Origin of the sequence: Pseudomonas sp. IT-P258 (assembly GCF_949767825.1) — a bacterium.
GTDB classification, from domain to species: domain Bacteria; phylum Pseudomonadota; class Gammaproteobacteria; order Pseudomonadales; family Pseudomonadaceae; genus Aquipseudomonas; species Aquipseudomonas monachiensis.
Window position 1 is genome coordinate 14,962 of sequence record NZ_CATKPU010000017.1, and the last position, 14,621, is coordinate 29,582.

A 14,621-nucleotide genomic window follows, 5' to 3' on the forward strand; every position below is an offset into this window, starting at 1 on the left:
TTTGGCTGCGTGTTGTCATGGGCGAGTATCGACCGGGGTTACGACAGCAAAATCGTCCGTTTGGCCTAGGGGCGCAGCGCATGCCCAAGGGGCAGGCTGCGCCCGGCAGCCGTTACAGCGCCAGCAGGGCTTCGACGATGCGTTCGGCGGCGGCCTCGGCGGACTCGAACTGGGTGTCGATGTGGATGTCCGGCGCCACCGGCGGCTCGTAGGGTGAGTCGATGCCAGTGAAGTTTTTCAGCTCACCGCGCCGGGCCTTGAGGTACAGGCCCTTGGGGTCGCGCTGCTCGGCCAGGGCCAGCGGCGCATCGATGAAGATCTCGAGGAAGTTGCCGTCGCCTGTCAGACTGCGGGCCATGTCACGCTCGGCACGGAACGGCGAGATGAACGAGACCAGGGTGATCAGCCCGGCATCGAGCATCAGCCTGGCCACCTCCGAAACCCGTCGGATGTTTTCCACCCGGTCGGCTTCGGTAAAACCCAGGTCGCGGTTCAGACCGTGGCGCACGTTATCACCGTCGAGCAGGTAGGTGTGCCGGCCCAGGGCATGCAGCTTGCGTTCGACCAGGTTGGCGATGGTCGACTTGCCCGCGCCGGACAAACCGGTAAACCACAGCACTCGCGGCGATTGGCCCTTGAGCGCGGCGTGGGCCTCGCGGTTGACGTCGATGGCCTGCCAGTGCACGTTCTGCGCACGGCGCAAGGCGAAGTGCAGCATGCCGGCGCCGACCGTGCGATTACTCAGGCGGTCGATGACGATAAAGCCTCCGGTGTCGCGGTTGTCGGCATAGGCATCGAAGGCGATCGGCCGGTCCAGGTGCAGGTTGCACACGCCAATGCCATTCAGTTCCAGGGTCTTGGCCGCCAGATGCTCGAGGCTGTTCACATCGACCCGGTGCTTGAGGTTGGCGCAGCTCATGCCAACGGTGCGGTAACCGATTTTCATCAGGTACGGGCGGCCCGGCAACAGGGGCTGTTCGTCCATCCAGACCAGGGTCGCTTCGAACTGGTCGGCCACCGCCGGCGGGGCGTCGGCCAGGGCGATCACATCGCCGCGGCTGATGTCGATCTCGTCCTTGAGGGTCAGGGTCACGGCCTGGCCGCACAGGGCTTGCTGCTGCTCCCCGGCGCTGCCCAGGATACCGGTGATCTCGCTCTGCTGGCCCGAGGGCAGCACGCGGATACGCTCGCCGACGCTCACGCTGCCGGCCACGACGTTGCCGCAATAGCCACGAAAATCCAGGTTCGGCCGGTTCACCCACTGCACCGGCAAACGGAACGCCGCATTGCTCTGCCGGTCCTGCTCCAGCGGTACGTCTTCAAGGTAGGCGAGCAGACTCGGGCCCTGGTACCAGGGCGTGTTGGGGCTGGCCTGGAGCATGTTGTCACCGCGCAGTGCCGACAGCGGGATGCACTGGATATCCAGCAGGCCGATCTGCGCGGCGAAGGCGCGATACTCGGCTTCGATGCGCTCGAACAATGCCTGGGAATAGTCCACCAGGTCGAGCTTGTTGATCGCCACCACCACCTTGCGAATACCCAGCAGCGACACCAGGTAACTGTGTCGGCGGGTCTGGGTCAGCAAGCCCTGGCGGGCGTCGATGAGGATCACCGCCAGGTCGGCGGTGGACGCGCCGGTGACCATGTTGCGGGTGTACTGTTCGTGGCCGGGTGTGTCGGCGACGATGAACTTGCGCTTGTCGGTGGCAAAAAAACGGTAAGCCACATCGATGGTGATGCCTTGCTCGCGCTCGGCGCTCAGGCCGTCCACCAGCAGGGCGAAATCCAGTTCGTCACCCTGGGTACCGAGCTTTTTCGAGTCGGCTTCGAGCTGGCCCAACTGGTCCTCGAACAGCACCTTGGATTCATACAGCAGGCGGCCGATCAGGGTGCTCTTGCCGTCGTCGACACTGCCACAGGTGATGAAGCGCAGCAGTTGCTTGTTCTGCTGTTGTTGCAGGTAGGGCGTCAGGTCGCCATTGCGTGCATCGGTGATCGCGTTCATCAGAAATACCCCTCTTGTTTCTTCTTCTCCATGGAGCCCGCCGAATCGCTGTCGATCAGGCGGCCCTGGCGTTCCGAGGTGCGGCTGACCAGCATTTCGCTGATGATCGCCGGCAGGTTGTCGGCGTCACTGTCGATGGCGCCGGTCAACGGGTAGCAGCCCAGGGTGCGGAAGCGCACCTTGCGCAGTTCCGGGGTTTCTCCCGGCAGCAGCGGCAAGCGCTCGTCGTCGACCATGATCAGCGTGCCGTCACGGCGCACCACCGGGCGCTCCTTGGCGAAGTACAAAGGCACGATGGGGATCTGTTCCAGGTAGATGTATTGCCAGATATCCAGCTCGGTCCAGTTCGACAGGGGGAACACCCGCAGGCTTTCACCTTTGCGCTTGCGGGTGTTGTACAGGCGCCAGAGCTCCGGGCGTTGCTGCTTGGGGTCCCAGCGGTGCTGCTCGGAGCGCAGGGAAAACACCCGCTCCTTGGCCCGCGACTTTTCTTCGTCGCGCCGGGCACCGCCGAACGCGGCATCGAAACCGTAGTGGTCCAGGGCCTGCTTCAGGCCCTGGGTCTTCCACACATCGGTGTGCACGGCCGAGCCGTGGATGAAGGGATCGATGGCCTTTTCCACGCCTTCGGGGTTGATGTGCACCAGCAGTTCCAGGCCCAGGCGTTCGGCGGTCTGGTCGCGAAAGGCGATCATTTCGCGAAACTTCCAGGTGGTGTCCACGTGCAGCAGGGGGAAGGGCGGCTTGCCCGGGGCGAAGGCTTTCATCGCCAGGTGCAGCATGACCGCGCTGTCCTTGCCGATGGAGTAGAGCATCACCGGGTTCTCACACTCGGCCACCACTTCGCGGATGATCTGGATGCTTTCCGCTTCCAGCCATTGCAGATGAGTCAACATCGGATACCTCCTCGTGTTCTGCCGGGATGGGTGCCGGCTGAACACCACGGTAGGTAAAGCACCGCCGGTGCCTCTTCGTCTGCTCGGACGAAGAAGCGCCGGCGGTTGAAGATCACGCGACGGACGCGTACAGCGTCTCGGCACGGACCTTGAGGGCATGGGCAACGGCATCGAACCCTTGCTTGACCCAAGCGCCATGGTCGGTCATGACCTGGTCGGCGGTGGCGCCGAGGAACTGGTCGGTGGTGTGGTAGCGGCAACTGGCCGCTCCGGTGTGCTCGATGTGTTGCTCGCGACGGGCCGCGTCGGGATTGCCGGCGTTGGCATACATCTCCCAGGCGAGCAGCCGGTGGGGCTCGAAGTCCGCCAGGTACTCGATCACGTGCAGCAGTTCACCCGGGCGCCCCGGATTGGGCAGGAACAGGTTGACCGGATCGCCGAGCACCAGGCTCGACTCGACCTTGACCGTGTAGGGGTTCCACTGCGGGTAGGCGGGCAGGTCGATGAGGATTGCCCAGACCAGTTCGGCCGGGGCGGCGATGTCCACGGTCAGCGAACGGACCAGGTTTTTTTCTGCGCTCATGGGTGGCTCCTGTGAGGATGACTGCGCGCCACGGACGGTGGCGCCAGTGAGCCCTGGGCTCAGGCGCGATCCTCACCGCTTGTACCCGTCGGCTCCTCGTCCGCCCGGACTAGATCGGGCGTTTAGTCCGCATGGACGAAGAACCGTTGCCGCGCTTCTCCCTAAGGTCGTCTACAGCGGCGGGCCCTCCGCCGGCAGAGGAGACTGACATGGCTACAGACACCCCCCAACAGGAGGTCATCAGCGGTGAGACCTGGACCCGGTTTTGCGAGCAGTTGCGCCGCAGCGGCGAACAGATACTGCGTGCCGAAGCCCCGGCCGACGAGCAGACCCGCGCCGAAGGCTTTCGCTACCTCACCCGCTTGCTGCGCATCGCCCTGGAGATGCACCTGGAATTCGCCGACCCCGACTTCCCCGGGTTCATCACCCCTTCCCATGAAACCGCCAAGATCGGCGCCGACAACCCCGACAACCTGTACCGCTATGCGCGCCTGAACGGCGAGCACGAATACCGGGTCAGCGGCCAGCGCGGCAGTGTCGCCTACCTGAGCTTCGGTTCGCAGAAGGGCGGTTACGAGACGGACGGCAAGATGATCCAGACCGGCTTTATCGACGCCGGGCAACTGCAACTGGATGCCGAGGGCAATTTCGAAATCATCCTCAGCCAGCGCCCGCCGGCCAGCGGCAACTGGCTGCCCCTTGAGCCGCAGAGCAATGCGCTGATCGTGCGCCAGACCTTTCTCGATCGCAGCAGCGAGCAACCGGCGCAACTGCGCATCGAGCGCCTGCAGGCCAGCCAGGCACCCGTGCCGCTGGATGCCGCGGGCCTGCAACAAAGCCTGCAGCGGGTCGGCAGTTTCGTCGAGAACACTGCGCGCTTGTTCGCCGACTGGGCCCAGGGTTACCAGCAGCACAGCAACCAACTGCCGCCTGCCGACCAGGCGCTGTGCCAGTCCGTGGGCGGCGACCCCAACATCTTCTATTACCACTCCTGCTGGGCGCTGGCCGACGACGAAGCGCTGTTGATCGAAGTCGATCAGGTGCCGGCCTGCGACTTCTGGAACCTGCAGATCAACAACTACTGGATGGAGTCGCTCGACTACCGCTACCACCGCATCTGCCTGAACAAGCACTCGGCACAGCTTGCGGCGGACGGCAGCCTGCGCATGGTCCTCAGCCACCGTGACCCGGGCCTGGCCAACTGGCTGGAAACCGCCGGCCATCCCCACGGCACCCTGTGCCTGCGCTGGGTCGGCGCCACGCAACCGGTTCACCCGACCACCCGCGTGGTCAAACTCAATGACCTCAAGGAGCTGGCACTATGAGCGGCAACGATTTTTCTCCGGAGCTGCTGCTGGCCGAAGCCAGCGCTCGCGCAGGTGGCCTTGAGGATTTCGGCCCGGGTGATTTTCGCCAGGGCCTGGTGGTGCTGGCTGACGCTCTGGAAAAAGAAGCACGGTTGTCGTCCCGGGGGCGTGCACTGTTGCGCGAGAAACTGCTGGCGCAACTGGTGAACCGTCTGGTGATCGAAGACCATTGTCGACGCTTCCCGGAAATCCTCGAACTGCAAATCAACGATCCGTTGGTGATCGTCGGCCTGCCACGCACCGGCACCACATTGCTGCAACGCACCCTGGCGGTGGACCCGCAGTTCAGCAAGGCACAGTGGTGGGAAACCCGCTACCCGGCACCACTGAGCGGGGAGACCCTGGAGCAACCGTTGCAGCGCCTGGGCCTGGCGCGCGCTGAAGTGGCGGCGATGATCGAGTTCCTTCCGCAGTTGCTGGCCATCCACCCACTGGACGCCGAGCAGCCCGACGAAGAGTTCATGTTGATGGAGCACTCGTTCCTCTGCGCCATGGACTCCTACGTCAACGTCCCCAGCTACACCGCCTGGCTCGACCGTCAGGACCAGACCCAAGTCTACCGTTACCTCAAGCGCACCTTGCAGTTCCTGCAATGGCAGCAGGCACGCCGTGGCATCGCCCCCGGCCGGCGCTGGTTGCTCAAGAGCCCGCAGCACCTGCATACCCTGGAGTTGTTGTTCGACGTGTTCCCCGGGGCGCAGGTGGTGCTCACTCATCGCGAACCGGCCAGGACCATTCCCTCGCTGGCCAGCTTCATCCATACCCTGTGGCAGCTGTACAGCGACCAGGCCGATGCCCTCGCCGTCGGCGAGCAGTGGAACCGGCGCATGGCGCGGGCCTTGCGCCATGCCATGGCGGTGCGCGAACGCATGCCGGCCGAGCGCTTTCTCGATGTGCAGTTCGAAGACACCCTGGCCGCGCCCCAGGCAGTGGTTGAACGCATCTATCGCTTCGCCGGCCTTGAATGCACGCCAAAGGTCCAGGCGGCCATGGACCAATGGTTGTCCGCCAACGGCCGGGAAAAACGCGCTGCCCATCACTACAGCCCTGACCCGTTCGGCCTCAGCGACGCGCTGCTGCAACGTGACTACGCCGAGTACCGCGCCCGGCATCTGGGTGCCTGAGCCTGTCCAAAACAATAAGAGGATTCATCCCATGCTGCTTAAAGACAAAGTCGTGATGGTCTCGGGCGTTGGCCCCGGGCTGGGTATCAAACTGGCCCTGGAGGCCGCGCGCGAAGGGGCGCGGGCCGTGGCTATCGGCGCCCGCGACATGGGCCGCCTGCTTGAGGCGCAACAGCGCATCAAGGCGGTCGCCGGGCATTGCCAAGTGCTGTGCGTGGCCACCGACATCACCGATGTGCAGGCCTGCAAGCGTTTCGCCGAAGCCACCCTCGAGCAATTCGGCCGTATCGATGCGCTGATCAACAGCGCCTTTTCCCATGGCGGTTTCCAGGCGGTGGACGAGGCGGACAACGACCCGCTGCGCGAGGCGCTGGAGGTCAACCTGCTGGGCTCGCTGAACATGAGCCGCGCGGTGCTGGCGCCCATGCGCGCGCAGGGTGCGGGGGCGATTGTGATGATCAACACCCTGGGGGTGCGCAAGCCGTATCAGGGTGGGGCGGCCTATGCCGCGTCGAAAAGCGCCCTGGCGGCCAGCGTGCGCTACCTGGCCAGTGAGCAGGCGGCCCATGGTCTGCGGGTCAACGCCCTGGCCTGTGGCTGGATGTGGGGCGAGCCGGTGCAGGCCCTGGTACGACAGACGGCTGCCGCCCGGGGTGTCAGCGAAGAACAGGTGCGCGCCGAGTTCAGTGCCGGCATCCCTGGCGGTCGCATGCGCAGCGACGAGGAGTGCGCCCGCGCTGCGTTGTTTCTGGCATCGGACTACGCCAGTGCGATCAATGGCGCGCAGCTCGATGCCAACGGCGGCGAAGTCATGCACTGAGGAGGATGGCAGATGAACACAATCGATCACTGCGCCTTCAACGGCGATGCCGACGGTCTGTGCGCCCTGCAGCAGTTGCGCCTGGCGGGAGAACTGGGTCCGCAGGTGCACCTGGTCAGCGGGGTCAAGCGCGACATCGAACTGTTGCGCCGGGTCCAGGCCGGACCCGGCGAGCGGGTCACGGTGCTGGACGTGGCCCACGAGCAGAACCGCGAGGCCACCCGGCGCCTGCTCGACGCCGGCGTCCGGGTACGCTACTTCGACCACCACTTTGCCGGCGAACTGCCTCGGCACCCGGCATTTGAGTCCTTCATCGACACGGTTGCCCAGGTGTGCACCAGCCTACTGGTCAACACCTACCTGGGCGGGCGTCATTACCGTTGGGCGGTGGCCGCCGCCTTTGGTGACGGCCTGGCCGGGCCGGCGCGGGCGCTGGCGAAGCAGCATGGCCTGGCCAACGATGAGGTGCAGGCCCTGGAGGAGCTAGGCCTGCTGCTCAACTACAACGCCTATGGCGACAGCCTGTCGGACCTGCACTTCGAGCCGCTGGCGCTGGCCGCCGAGCTGCTGCCTTACCACGACCCGCTGGATTTCATCCGCCACAGCACAAGCTTCACCACCCTGCGCATCGGCCACGCCGCCGACATGGCTGCTGCCGCAGGCCTTGAACCCTGGCACGAGGGCCGGGGCGCGCGGCTGTACCGCCTGCCCGAGCAACCCTGGGCGCGAAGGGTCAGTGGCGTGTTGGCCAACCAGCTGGCGGCCGGTGCACCGCGCAAGGCGATCGGCTTGCTCAGCGCCAGGGCGGACGGTGACTGGGCGTTCAGCCTGCGGGTACCGGAAGAGGCCGGGCTGGCGGCGGATGCCTTCTGCCGGCAGTTTCCAACGGGGGGAGGGCGCAAGCGTGCTGCCGGGATCAACCGTCTGGCCGACGCGCAATTGAAGGAAGTCGCCGCACGCCTGCTCGATTGCTATCGCTGAAGAAAGAGCAACGCCCCGAGCGGATCGGTCGGGGTGTTGCTTGCCACCAAGGGTCAGCGATACAAGCGCCTGAACCGCTCGATCCAATATAGCTTGAACGCAGTCTTATATTCCATAAATGAAGTACAAAGTATTTTTATAGTGCGTTTTAATCTATTCAGTATTTTGAATCGATTGGAGCACTTGTCTGTGAACACTAAGGCGCTTTTACCTTTTGGCTTGGCATTACTGGCTACCTGCTCGACGGCGTTCGCGGGCGCCACCCTGGATCGCGTAACCGGCAGCGGGGAGCTGACCGGCGTTCTGATGGAAAGCTATCCGCCATTTTCCTTTCTCAATGAACAGAACCAACTGGACGGGTTTGACGTGGATGTCGCCAAGGCCGTTGCGCAACGGTTAGGGGTGAAGCTGAAGCTGCAGACACCGTCCTGGGATGTCATCGCTGCCGGACACTGGAACGGACGCTATGACATCTGCGTCTGCTCGATGACCCCGAGCAAGGCACGGGCCGAAGTGTTCGACTTCCCGGTCGAGTATTACCAGTCCCCGGCCGTGATCGTGGTGAATGCCAAAGACAAGAACATTGCCACGGGCAAGGATCTGTCAGGTAAAAAAGTCGGTGTGATCAGTGCGTCGACCTATGAAGCCTATCTGAACAAGGACCTGGTGATCGAGGGCGCCGAGGACAAGCCGTTGAGCTATCCATTCGAAAGCGTCCAGGTCGCGCCGTACGACAACGAAACGGTAGCCTTCCAGGATCTGGCCCTGGGTACGGGCGTGCGCCTGGATGCCATGGTCACCAACCTCATCACCGCTCGCGAACGCATCGCCCAGGATCCTCGCTTCAAAATTGCCGGCGACACGCTGTATGCGGAACCCAACGTGGTAGCGATCGAAAAGGGCGATCCGCAATGGAATGCCAAAGTCACTGAGGTCGTCACCCAGCTCAAGGCCGACGGCACATTAAGCAAGATTTCACAGAAGTGGATCGGTGCCGATATCAGCCAATGACAGCCCTCAATCCACACCCGGCCAAGGCGACTGTCGCCCCCGAGACCCAGACGCGTCGTTTCAGCCCGCTACCTGGTTTTCGCACTCGCCTGTATTTGACCTGGGCAGTGCTGTTTGCCCTGTGCGTCATGTTTTTCATGAGCTTCGATCTGAAGTTCTCGATCATTGTGCAGAAGCTGCCCAACCTGGTCGGCCTGCATTTGGGGCCTGACGGTTTCTTGCAGGGCGCCGCACTGACACTGTTCCTGTGCTTCTGCTCGATCTGGCTTTCATTGCTCCTTGGCTTCGTGACGGCACTGGCACGCCTGTCTCGCAGTGCAGTGGCTTTCGGCATTGCCAGTTTCTATGCGTCCTTTTTTCGCGGTACTCCGCTGCTGATCCAGATCCTGCTGATCTACCTGGGGCTGCCGCAGTTGGGTGTGGTTCCGGGCGCCATCAGCGCGGGGATCATTGCGCTGTCGCTCAATTATGGTGCCTACCTCAGCGAGATTTTTCGTGCCGGCATCATGGCTGTCGCACCCGGGCAGCGCGAAGCGGCGATGGCCCTGGGGCTGAAGCCGGCGGCAACATTCCTGCACGTCGTCCTGCCGCAAGCCATGCGCACGATCATTCCCCCGACAACCAGTCAGTTCATTTCAATGCTCAAGGACTCTTCGTTGATATCGGTGATGGGGGTCTGGGAAGTGATGTTCCTGGCGCAGTCGTACGGTCGCTCGTCCTACCGCTACATCGAAATGCTCACCACCGCAGCCGTTATCTATTGGCTCCTGTCCATTGGGCTGGAGTTGATTCAGAACCGTCTTGAACGCCACTACGGCAAGGGTTTCAAGCATCAGCGCTGACCCGTCCGATTAATGATTTTTTACAGGTACTACGATGTCCGATCCGAAACCTCTGTTGTTTGCGTTATACGAGCAAGCCAGTGTTGGCTGTGGCGGCGCGCCGAGCCTCTGGACGCACCCGGCTGACGAACGACTGACCATCAATTCCCTGGGCTACTGGTCGAATCTGGCACGCATCGCCGACCAGGCTCATCTCGACATGCTGTTCTTTGGTGATGTGCTGGGCTTCTACGATGTGTTTGGCGGCAATGCCGACGCGGCCATGAAGTGGGCGGTGGAAGCACCGGCCAACGATCCGTTGATGATCATCCCGGCATTGGCCGCCGTGACGGAAAACCTCGCCTTCGGCGTCACTGTCACTACCAGTTACGAGCATCCTTTCACCCATGCCCGGCGCTTCAGCACACTGGATCACCTGACCAATGGCCGGGTCGGGTGGAACATCGTCACCTCCTACCTGACCAGCGCCGCTCGCAACTTCGGCCTGGAGCAGATGATCAGGCACGATGATCGCTATGAGCGCGCGGATGAATTTCTCGATGTGGTCTACAAGCTCTGGGAGGGCAGTTGGGCAACCGATGCCGTGGTGGCCGACAAGTCTCGCCAGGTCTATGCCAGGGGCGATCGCGTGCGACCGATCAACCATGTTGGCGAGCATTACCGGGTGGCCGGGCCGCATTTGACGTCCCCGTCACCGCAACGTACACCTTTGCTGATCCAGGCCGGTTGGTCAGGCCGTGGTCGCGAGTTTGCGGCCAAGCACGCCGAACTGATTTTCATCGCCAAGTCCAACCCGCTGGAGATTCGCCAGGGACTGGAAGATATATGGACGCAGGCCAGGGCACGGGGGCGTCACGCCGAGGATGTGAAGTCGCTGACGGTGCTGCGCATCGTCACCGCCAGGACCGAGATCGAAGCCCAGCGCAAATATGACGAGCTGCAAAGCAACTATCACTTGCAGGCGCAACTGGTGAGTTATGCCGGGGATACCGGTATCGACATCAGCCGCTACGCGGACAGCGATGCGTTGTCCACTCACACCGAAGGCATGACCTCTTATGTGATGCGTCCCGATGGCAGTGGCAAGCCCTTGACCGCCGGCGATGTCAAACAGCGCTTTGCCAACGTCACCCGGGGCAGTGACCTGATTCTGGTGGGAACGCCGCAACAAGTGGCCGACCGGATCGAAGAGCACGCCCGTATTTCCGGCACCAGCGGCTACATGCTCAACCCGCTGATCAGCCCGGGCAGCCTTGAGGACTTCGTTGAGCTGATCATTCCTGAACTGCAAAAGCGTGGTTTGTATCGCACCCGGCCACAGAGCGGTACTTTCCGTTCGCGGTTACGGGAAGATGGCGCTAGCCATTTACCGGATTCGGCCTACGGCGCCTCATTCCGCTTTGATTAAGGGTTTCAGGACGGGACAAACATCTTAAAAAAGGGGCTCTCCAGGGGGCCCTTCATTGAGCAAATATCCTGTTCAGAAGTATTTGAGCCATCCGATATCGCGACGGCGTGCCTTCAATGCCGCGAAGCAGCGCACGGGTAAATACAGGGATAGAGCCAAGAACACCGCCGTCAGCCACACAGCCCAAATGCTGTCGAAACCGAAAAAAACTCCCTGGTTCAATCCGAACAGCGCCACGCCGACCAGATACAGCGCCTTGAGTGCGTAAAGGTGAAGCAAGTAGAAGAACATCGGCGCCGCACCAAAGACGGCCAATGCATTGACCCACTTGCGTTGTCGGGCCCGTTCCAGGGCACGTAGCAGTAACAGCCCCACTCCCAGCGTCAGTGAAAGAAACAGCAGGGAAGGTGGGTATTTTGTAATGTTGAAGAAGCTCATGAGGGTTTGCGTGATGCCTTCATGGGCGACCCAATGCGCCTCGCCATAACCATTGATGGCTCGCAGCGCGACAAATCCGATCAATGTCCCGGCCCCGGCAAGCAGCAGATTACGTTGACGCTGCGCGGCCAAGACCTGGCCGGCAAACCAGGGGCCGATACTGTATCCAAGGGCAATCACACCGATCCAGGGAAGCACCGGATAAGAGGTGCGCAGACGCAAGCTGTCGGAGAAATCGATCCAGCCGCGATCATGCAGAATCGCCCAAGGTATATGCATGGGCGAGCCTGCCGCGAAGTGAACATTATCCAGCAGGTTGTGCCCGGCCACGATCACCAGGCCCAGGCAGCACAGCATGGGCCTGGGTAACCAAACCAGTCCGGCCAGGGCAATCATGCAGATGCCAATGGCCCAGATCACTTGCATGTAGATTGCCGTAGGCGGGAACTGAAAAGTCCAGGCGAAATTCACCAGGGTGAACTCAAGCAGCACAAGGAACAGACCGCGCTTGAATAAAAAAGCTGACACATCGCCCTTGCCCTGGTGTTTTTGGCCATACAGGTAAGCGGAAAGCCCGGTGAGCAGTATGAAAACCGGCGCACACAAATGGGCAAGTGTGCGGCTGAAAAATAGCGCCGGCTCAGTGGATTCGATGTCCATCGGGTCTGTTACCTGACGGTGCAAAAAGAACGTTTCGCGCACGTGATCCAACAGCATCAGGAGGATTACCAATCCCCTCAGGGCATCAATGGACAGCAGGCGTTGGCTCAAGCCTGTGATGGGCGGGACATGGGTAGAAGTTGTCATCGAATATCGCAAGCAGGGAGTGGATGGCTCTGCCAGTGACAACGGGCAGCTCATGTTTATATTGGTTATAACATAACATGTTTGCCTGCTTCGTGGACATTCGCATGGGGTGGCTAAATCGGTGTCATCGTCACGTCGAGGAGGGCGAAAGCGCATCGCTCGTACCTCATCGACGTTTTTAGCCTGCGGGGCGTCGCATTAGCGACGATAGTAGCGGCGATCGTCCTCGTAACGGTACCGCATGGCCCGATCCTGGTGGCGCTCCCAATCACGGCGGCGTTCGGCTTCCCGGCGAGCTTGTTCTCTACGCCAGTTATCTCGATGCCAGTCGTCCCGGCGCCAATCGTCTCTACGAGAGTGCCAACGGCCGTCATGCCAGTATCGGTCGTCATGGGCAAGCAACGGCCCTGTCTGCTTGTCGGACATGCTGGCCAAGGTCGGCCAAGGATTGCCAGCAGCCTGGACGGGAACCTGAACTGCCGCGACTTCAGGTGCCAAAACAGGGGTTGAGGTCTTCATCTGTGTGGCTGATGCCGAGCCCACTGCCGCGAACGCGAACAGGCCGAAGAGCACCATCCGTGGGTCATGGAATTTCATGAGCGAAGACAACCTCTGATTGATTTCTGGGCGTGTGGCCATCCGGCTGCGGGAATCCTGCGGGTTCTCGTCTGGCGAGTGGATGTGCCTATCCACATAGACCGATAAACAGGAAAAAGTTCTAGGGGCCGCTGTTTAAATAGCCAACGGCATAAGGGGGCGGGATCCAGGCATCAATCCTCGAAAGTTATTGAGCGCAAATAAACGCTCGGACGCGACATCGGGCGTGTAGAATAGTTCCGTTTTAATGGAGTAAATTGTGCAATGGAGCTTGTATGAGTCACGCAGAGTCGCTACCGTCATCCCGCCCCATCCCGGTTTCGTACAATACCCAAGCAATTGATTTGGGTGAGTTATTCACCACCCTGTGGCGTCAAAAGTATCTAATCGCAGGCATAGCCTTGGCAGTCACAGCGATGGCAGCGGTCTACGCTTTTACAGCGACACCTCAATACCGGACGAAGACATTTCTTCGTCCTCCGTCTATTAAAGACCTTGACGCACTCAATCAGACTGGGGTTTACACCCTCAATCCCGAGGAATCACTCAGGCGCGTAGGTGCTGCACTTAACTCCTATGAAGTGCATAAATCCTACTTCGATAAGCACCAAGAACAATTCTCCGGTATTGACTCAGGCGACTTGAAACAGGCCTTCGAACGCTTCAACAGCGAAGCGTTCAGGGTTATTCAGCCAAGTACTAAGATCGGCGACAACCTCACAACATTCGTCGGACTGGAAATGACTTATCCGGAAACCGTCGAAGGTCATCTCATTCTTAATGGGATCGTGCAAGAAGCCATAAAAAGCGAGCGCAAGCAGATTCAGGACGACTTGAACAGTGTGATTGACAACAGTCTCAACACCCTGGAACGCAAGATGGGCATTGCCCGCGCTAGTTATGAGGCCGATAAGGACTCAACGATTGCTAAAATCAGTGAAAGTGACGTTCTCAAGCGCGCGCAGCTGCAGGATGAGTTGCGTGCAGTTCGTACAGAGCTGCGCGACCGTCGGGAAAGTCGTATCACCCAGCTGAACGAGTCCATTCACATAGCTCGTGAGTTGGGGATCGTGAAGCCGACTACCCCTACGGCGATGGGGCAAGGTAACGGCGTAAGTCAGGGCAATGTTTTTCGTGCGGAAGTTTTCAACGAGCAGTTCCCGCTGCACTTCATGGGTACTGAAGCTCTTGGTGCCGAGCGAAATGCCCTGTTGGCACGAAAGTCTGATGACCATGCCAGCCCTCGGATCTCCGAGATCAAAAAAGAGCTTCAGCTTCTGGATCAAAATCGGCAGATTGAACGACTTAAATCGCGTAAAAACGACGATCTATTCCTCAACACGCTGGTTGATATGAGGGCAGAAAAAACACGGCTGGAACATATCAATCGCGACCTGAGTGAACTGGTTTTGGTAAAGGTTGATCAGCAGGCTATCAAGCCAAACCAACCGATCAAGCCCAATAAGTTGCTGATTCTGATTCTCGGGATATTCGGGGGCGGTGTGCTCGGCATATTCGTCGCACTGATACGCGGCATAGTACTTAACCGCTCTGCCAGCCATTACGAGTTGAGTACCGGAAAAGTACTTATAGGGCAATCAACCATACAATAAGCATTAAGGAGTCATGTCGCATAACTCCGAAGTTATGCGGCGGCTCTCTCGGGCTTGGCGGTGAAAGCATTGTGATGTCGTGTGAGTCTGTCGCAGCTGCTCAATGATCTGCAACACTCCTTCTGCTTG

13 protein-coding genes are annotated in these 14,621 nt (G+C 60.8%); 8 read left to right on the forward strand and 5 right to left on the reverse strand.

Going from position 1 to position 14,621, the window contains the following annotated elements; translation table 11 throughout:
- Positions 1-112 precede the first annotated feature (112 nt).
- From cysN to ACM6G4_RS05860, 3 genes are read right to left on the reverse strand one after another with little or no spacing between them, the layout of a single operon-like run.
- Positions 113-2,005, reverse strand: coding sequence for a sulfate adenylyltransferase subunit CysN (gene cysN, locus ACM6G4_RS05850; RefSeq protein ID WP_414913244.1), 1,893 nt, complete (start codon positions 2,003-2,005; stop codon positions 113-115).
- Positions 2,005-3,099, reverse strand: a complete 1,095-nt coding sequence (cysD, locus tag ACM6G4_RS05855) for a sulfate adenylyltransferase subunit CysD (RefSeq protein WP_414913245.1) — start codon at positions 3,097-3,099, stop codon at positions 2,005-2,007. The genes cysN and cysD overlap by 1 nt, the downstream gene beginning before the upstream one ends.
- Positions 3,014-3,484, reverse strand: a complete 471-nt coding sequence (locus ACM6G4_RS05860; protein WP_056722868.1) for an SRPBCC domain-containing protein — start codon at positions 3,482-3,484, stop codon at positions 3,014-3,016. Before ACM6G4_RS05860 ends, cysD begins: the two co-directional genes overlap by 86 nt.
- 209 nt (positions 3,485-3,693) lie before the next feature.
- Between ACM6G4_RS05860 and ACM6G4_RS05865 the strand changes: the two genes are divergently transcribed.
- The 7 genes from ACM6G4_RS05865 (at position 3,694) to ACM6G4_RS05895 (ending at position 11,037) form a co-directional block, all read left to right on the forward strand.
- Entirely contained in the window at positions 3,694-4,809 is a 1,116-nt protein-coding gene (locus ACM6G4_RS05865) for a DUF1214 domain-containing protein (protein WP_223541642.1), read from the forward strand.
- A complete protein-coding gene (locus tag ACM6G4_RS05870) occupies positions 4,806-5,975 on the forward strand; it encodes a sulfotransferase family protein (protein ID WP_414913246.1) in 1,170 nt (389 codons plus the stop codon). Before ACM6G4_RS05865 ends, ACM6G4_RS05870 begins: the two co-directional genes overlap by 4 nt.
- A gap of 31 nt (positions 5,976-6,006) precedes the next feature.
- Positions 6,007-6,795 (forward strand): SDR family oxidoreductase, encoded by a 789-nt coding sequence (locus ACM6G4_RS05875; RefSeq protein ID WP_414913247.1) that lies wholly within the window; start codon positions 6,007-6,009, stop codon positions 6,793-6,795.
- A gap of 12 nt (positions 6,796-6,807) precedes the next feature.
- Positions 6,808-7,776, forward strand: a complete 969-nt coding sequence (locus ACM6G4_RS05880) for a DHH family phosphoesterase (RefSeq protein ID WP_414913248.1) — start codon at positions 6,808-6,810, stop codon at positions 7,774-7,776.
- A 189-nt stretch (positions 7,777-7,965) separates the two neighbouring features.
- On the forward strand, positions 7,966-8,787 hold the full coding sequence (locus ACM6G4_RS05885) for an ABC transporter substrate-binding protein (RefSeq protein ID WP_409079466.1): 822 nt from the start codon (positions 7,966-7,968) through the stop codon (positions 8,785-8,787).
- Positions 8,784-9,629 carry an amino acid ABC transporter permease gene (locus ACM6G4_RS05890; protein ID WP_414913249.1) on the forward strand — a complete coding sequence of 282 codons (846 nt, stop codon included), beginning with the start codon at positions 8,784-8,786 and terminating at the stop codon, positions 9,627-9,629. The genes ACM6G4_RS05885 and ACM6G4_RS05890 overlap by 4 nt, the downstream gene beginning before the upstream one ends.
- A 34-nt stretch (positions 9,630-9,663) precedes the next feature.
- A complete protein-coding gene (locus ACM6G4_RS05895) occupies positions 9,664-11,037 on the forward strand; it encodes an LLM class flavin-dependent oxidoreductase (RefSeq protein ID WP_056722857.1) in 1,374 nt (457 codons plus the stop codon).
- Between the two features lie 72 nt (positions 11,038-11,109).
- On the opposite strand, the gene ACM6G4_RS05900 is transcribed toward ACM6G4_RS05895, so the two are convergent.
- Both ACM6G4_RS05900 and ACM6G4_RS05905 read right to left on the reverse strand, forming a co-directional pair.
- Positions 11,110-12,282: a DUF1624 domain-containing protein gene (locus tag ACM6G4_RS05900; protein WP_414913250.1), complete on the reverse strand. Its 1,173-nt coding sequence runs from the start codon at positions 12,280-12,282 to the stop codon at positions 11,110-11,112.
- Between the two features lie 198 nt (positions 12,283-12,480).
- Positions 12,481-12,879, reverse strand: a complete 399-nt coding sequence (locus tag ACM6G4_RS05905; protein WP_414913251.1) for a hypothetical protein — start codon at positions 12,877-12,879, stop codon at positions 12,481-12,483.
- 275 nt (positions 12,880-13,154) lie between these two features.
- On the opposite strand from ACM6G4_RS05905, the gene ACM6G4_RS05910 reads away from it, so the two are divergent.
- The gene (locus tag ACM6G4_RS05910) at positions 13,155-14,492 is read left to right on the forward strand and encodes a Wzz/FepE/Etk N-terminal domain-containing protein (RefSeq protein ID WP_414913252.1); all 1,338 of its coding nucleotides are present in this window, start codon (positions 13,155-13,157) and stop codon (positions 14,490-14,492) included.
- Positions 14,493-14,621 lie beyond the last annotated feature (129 nt).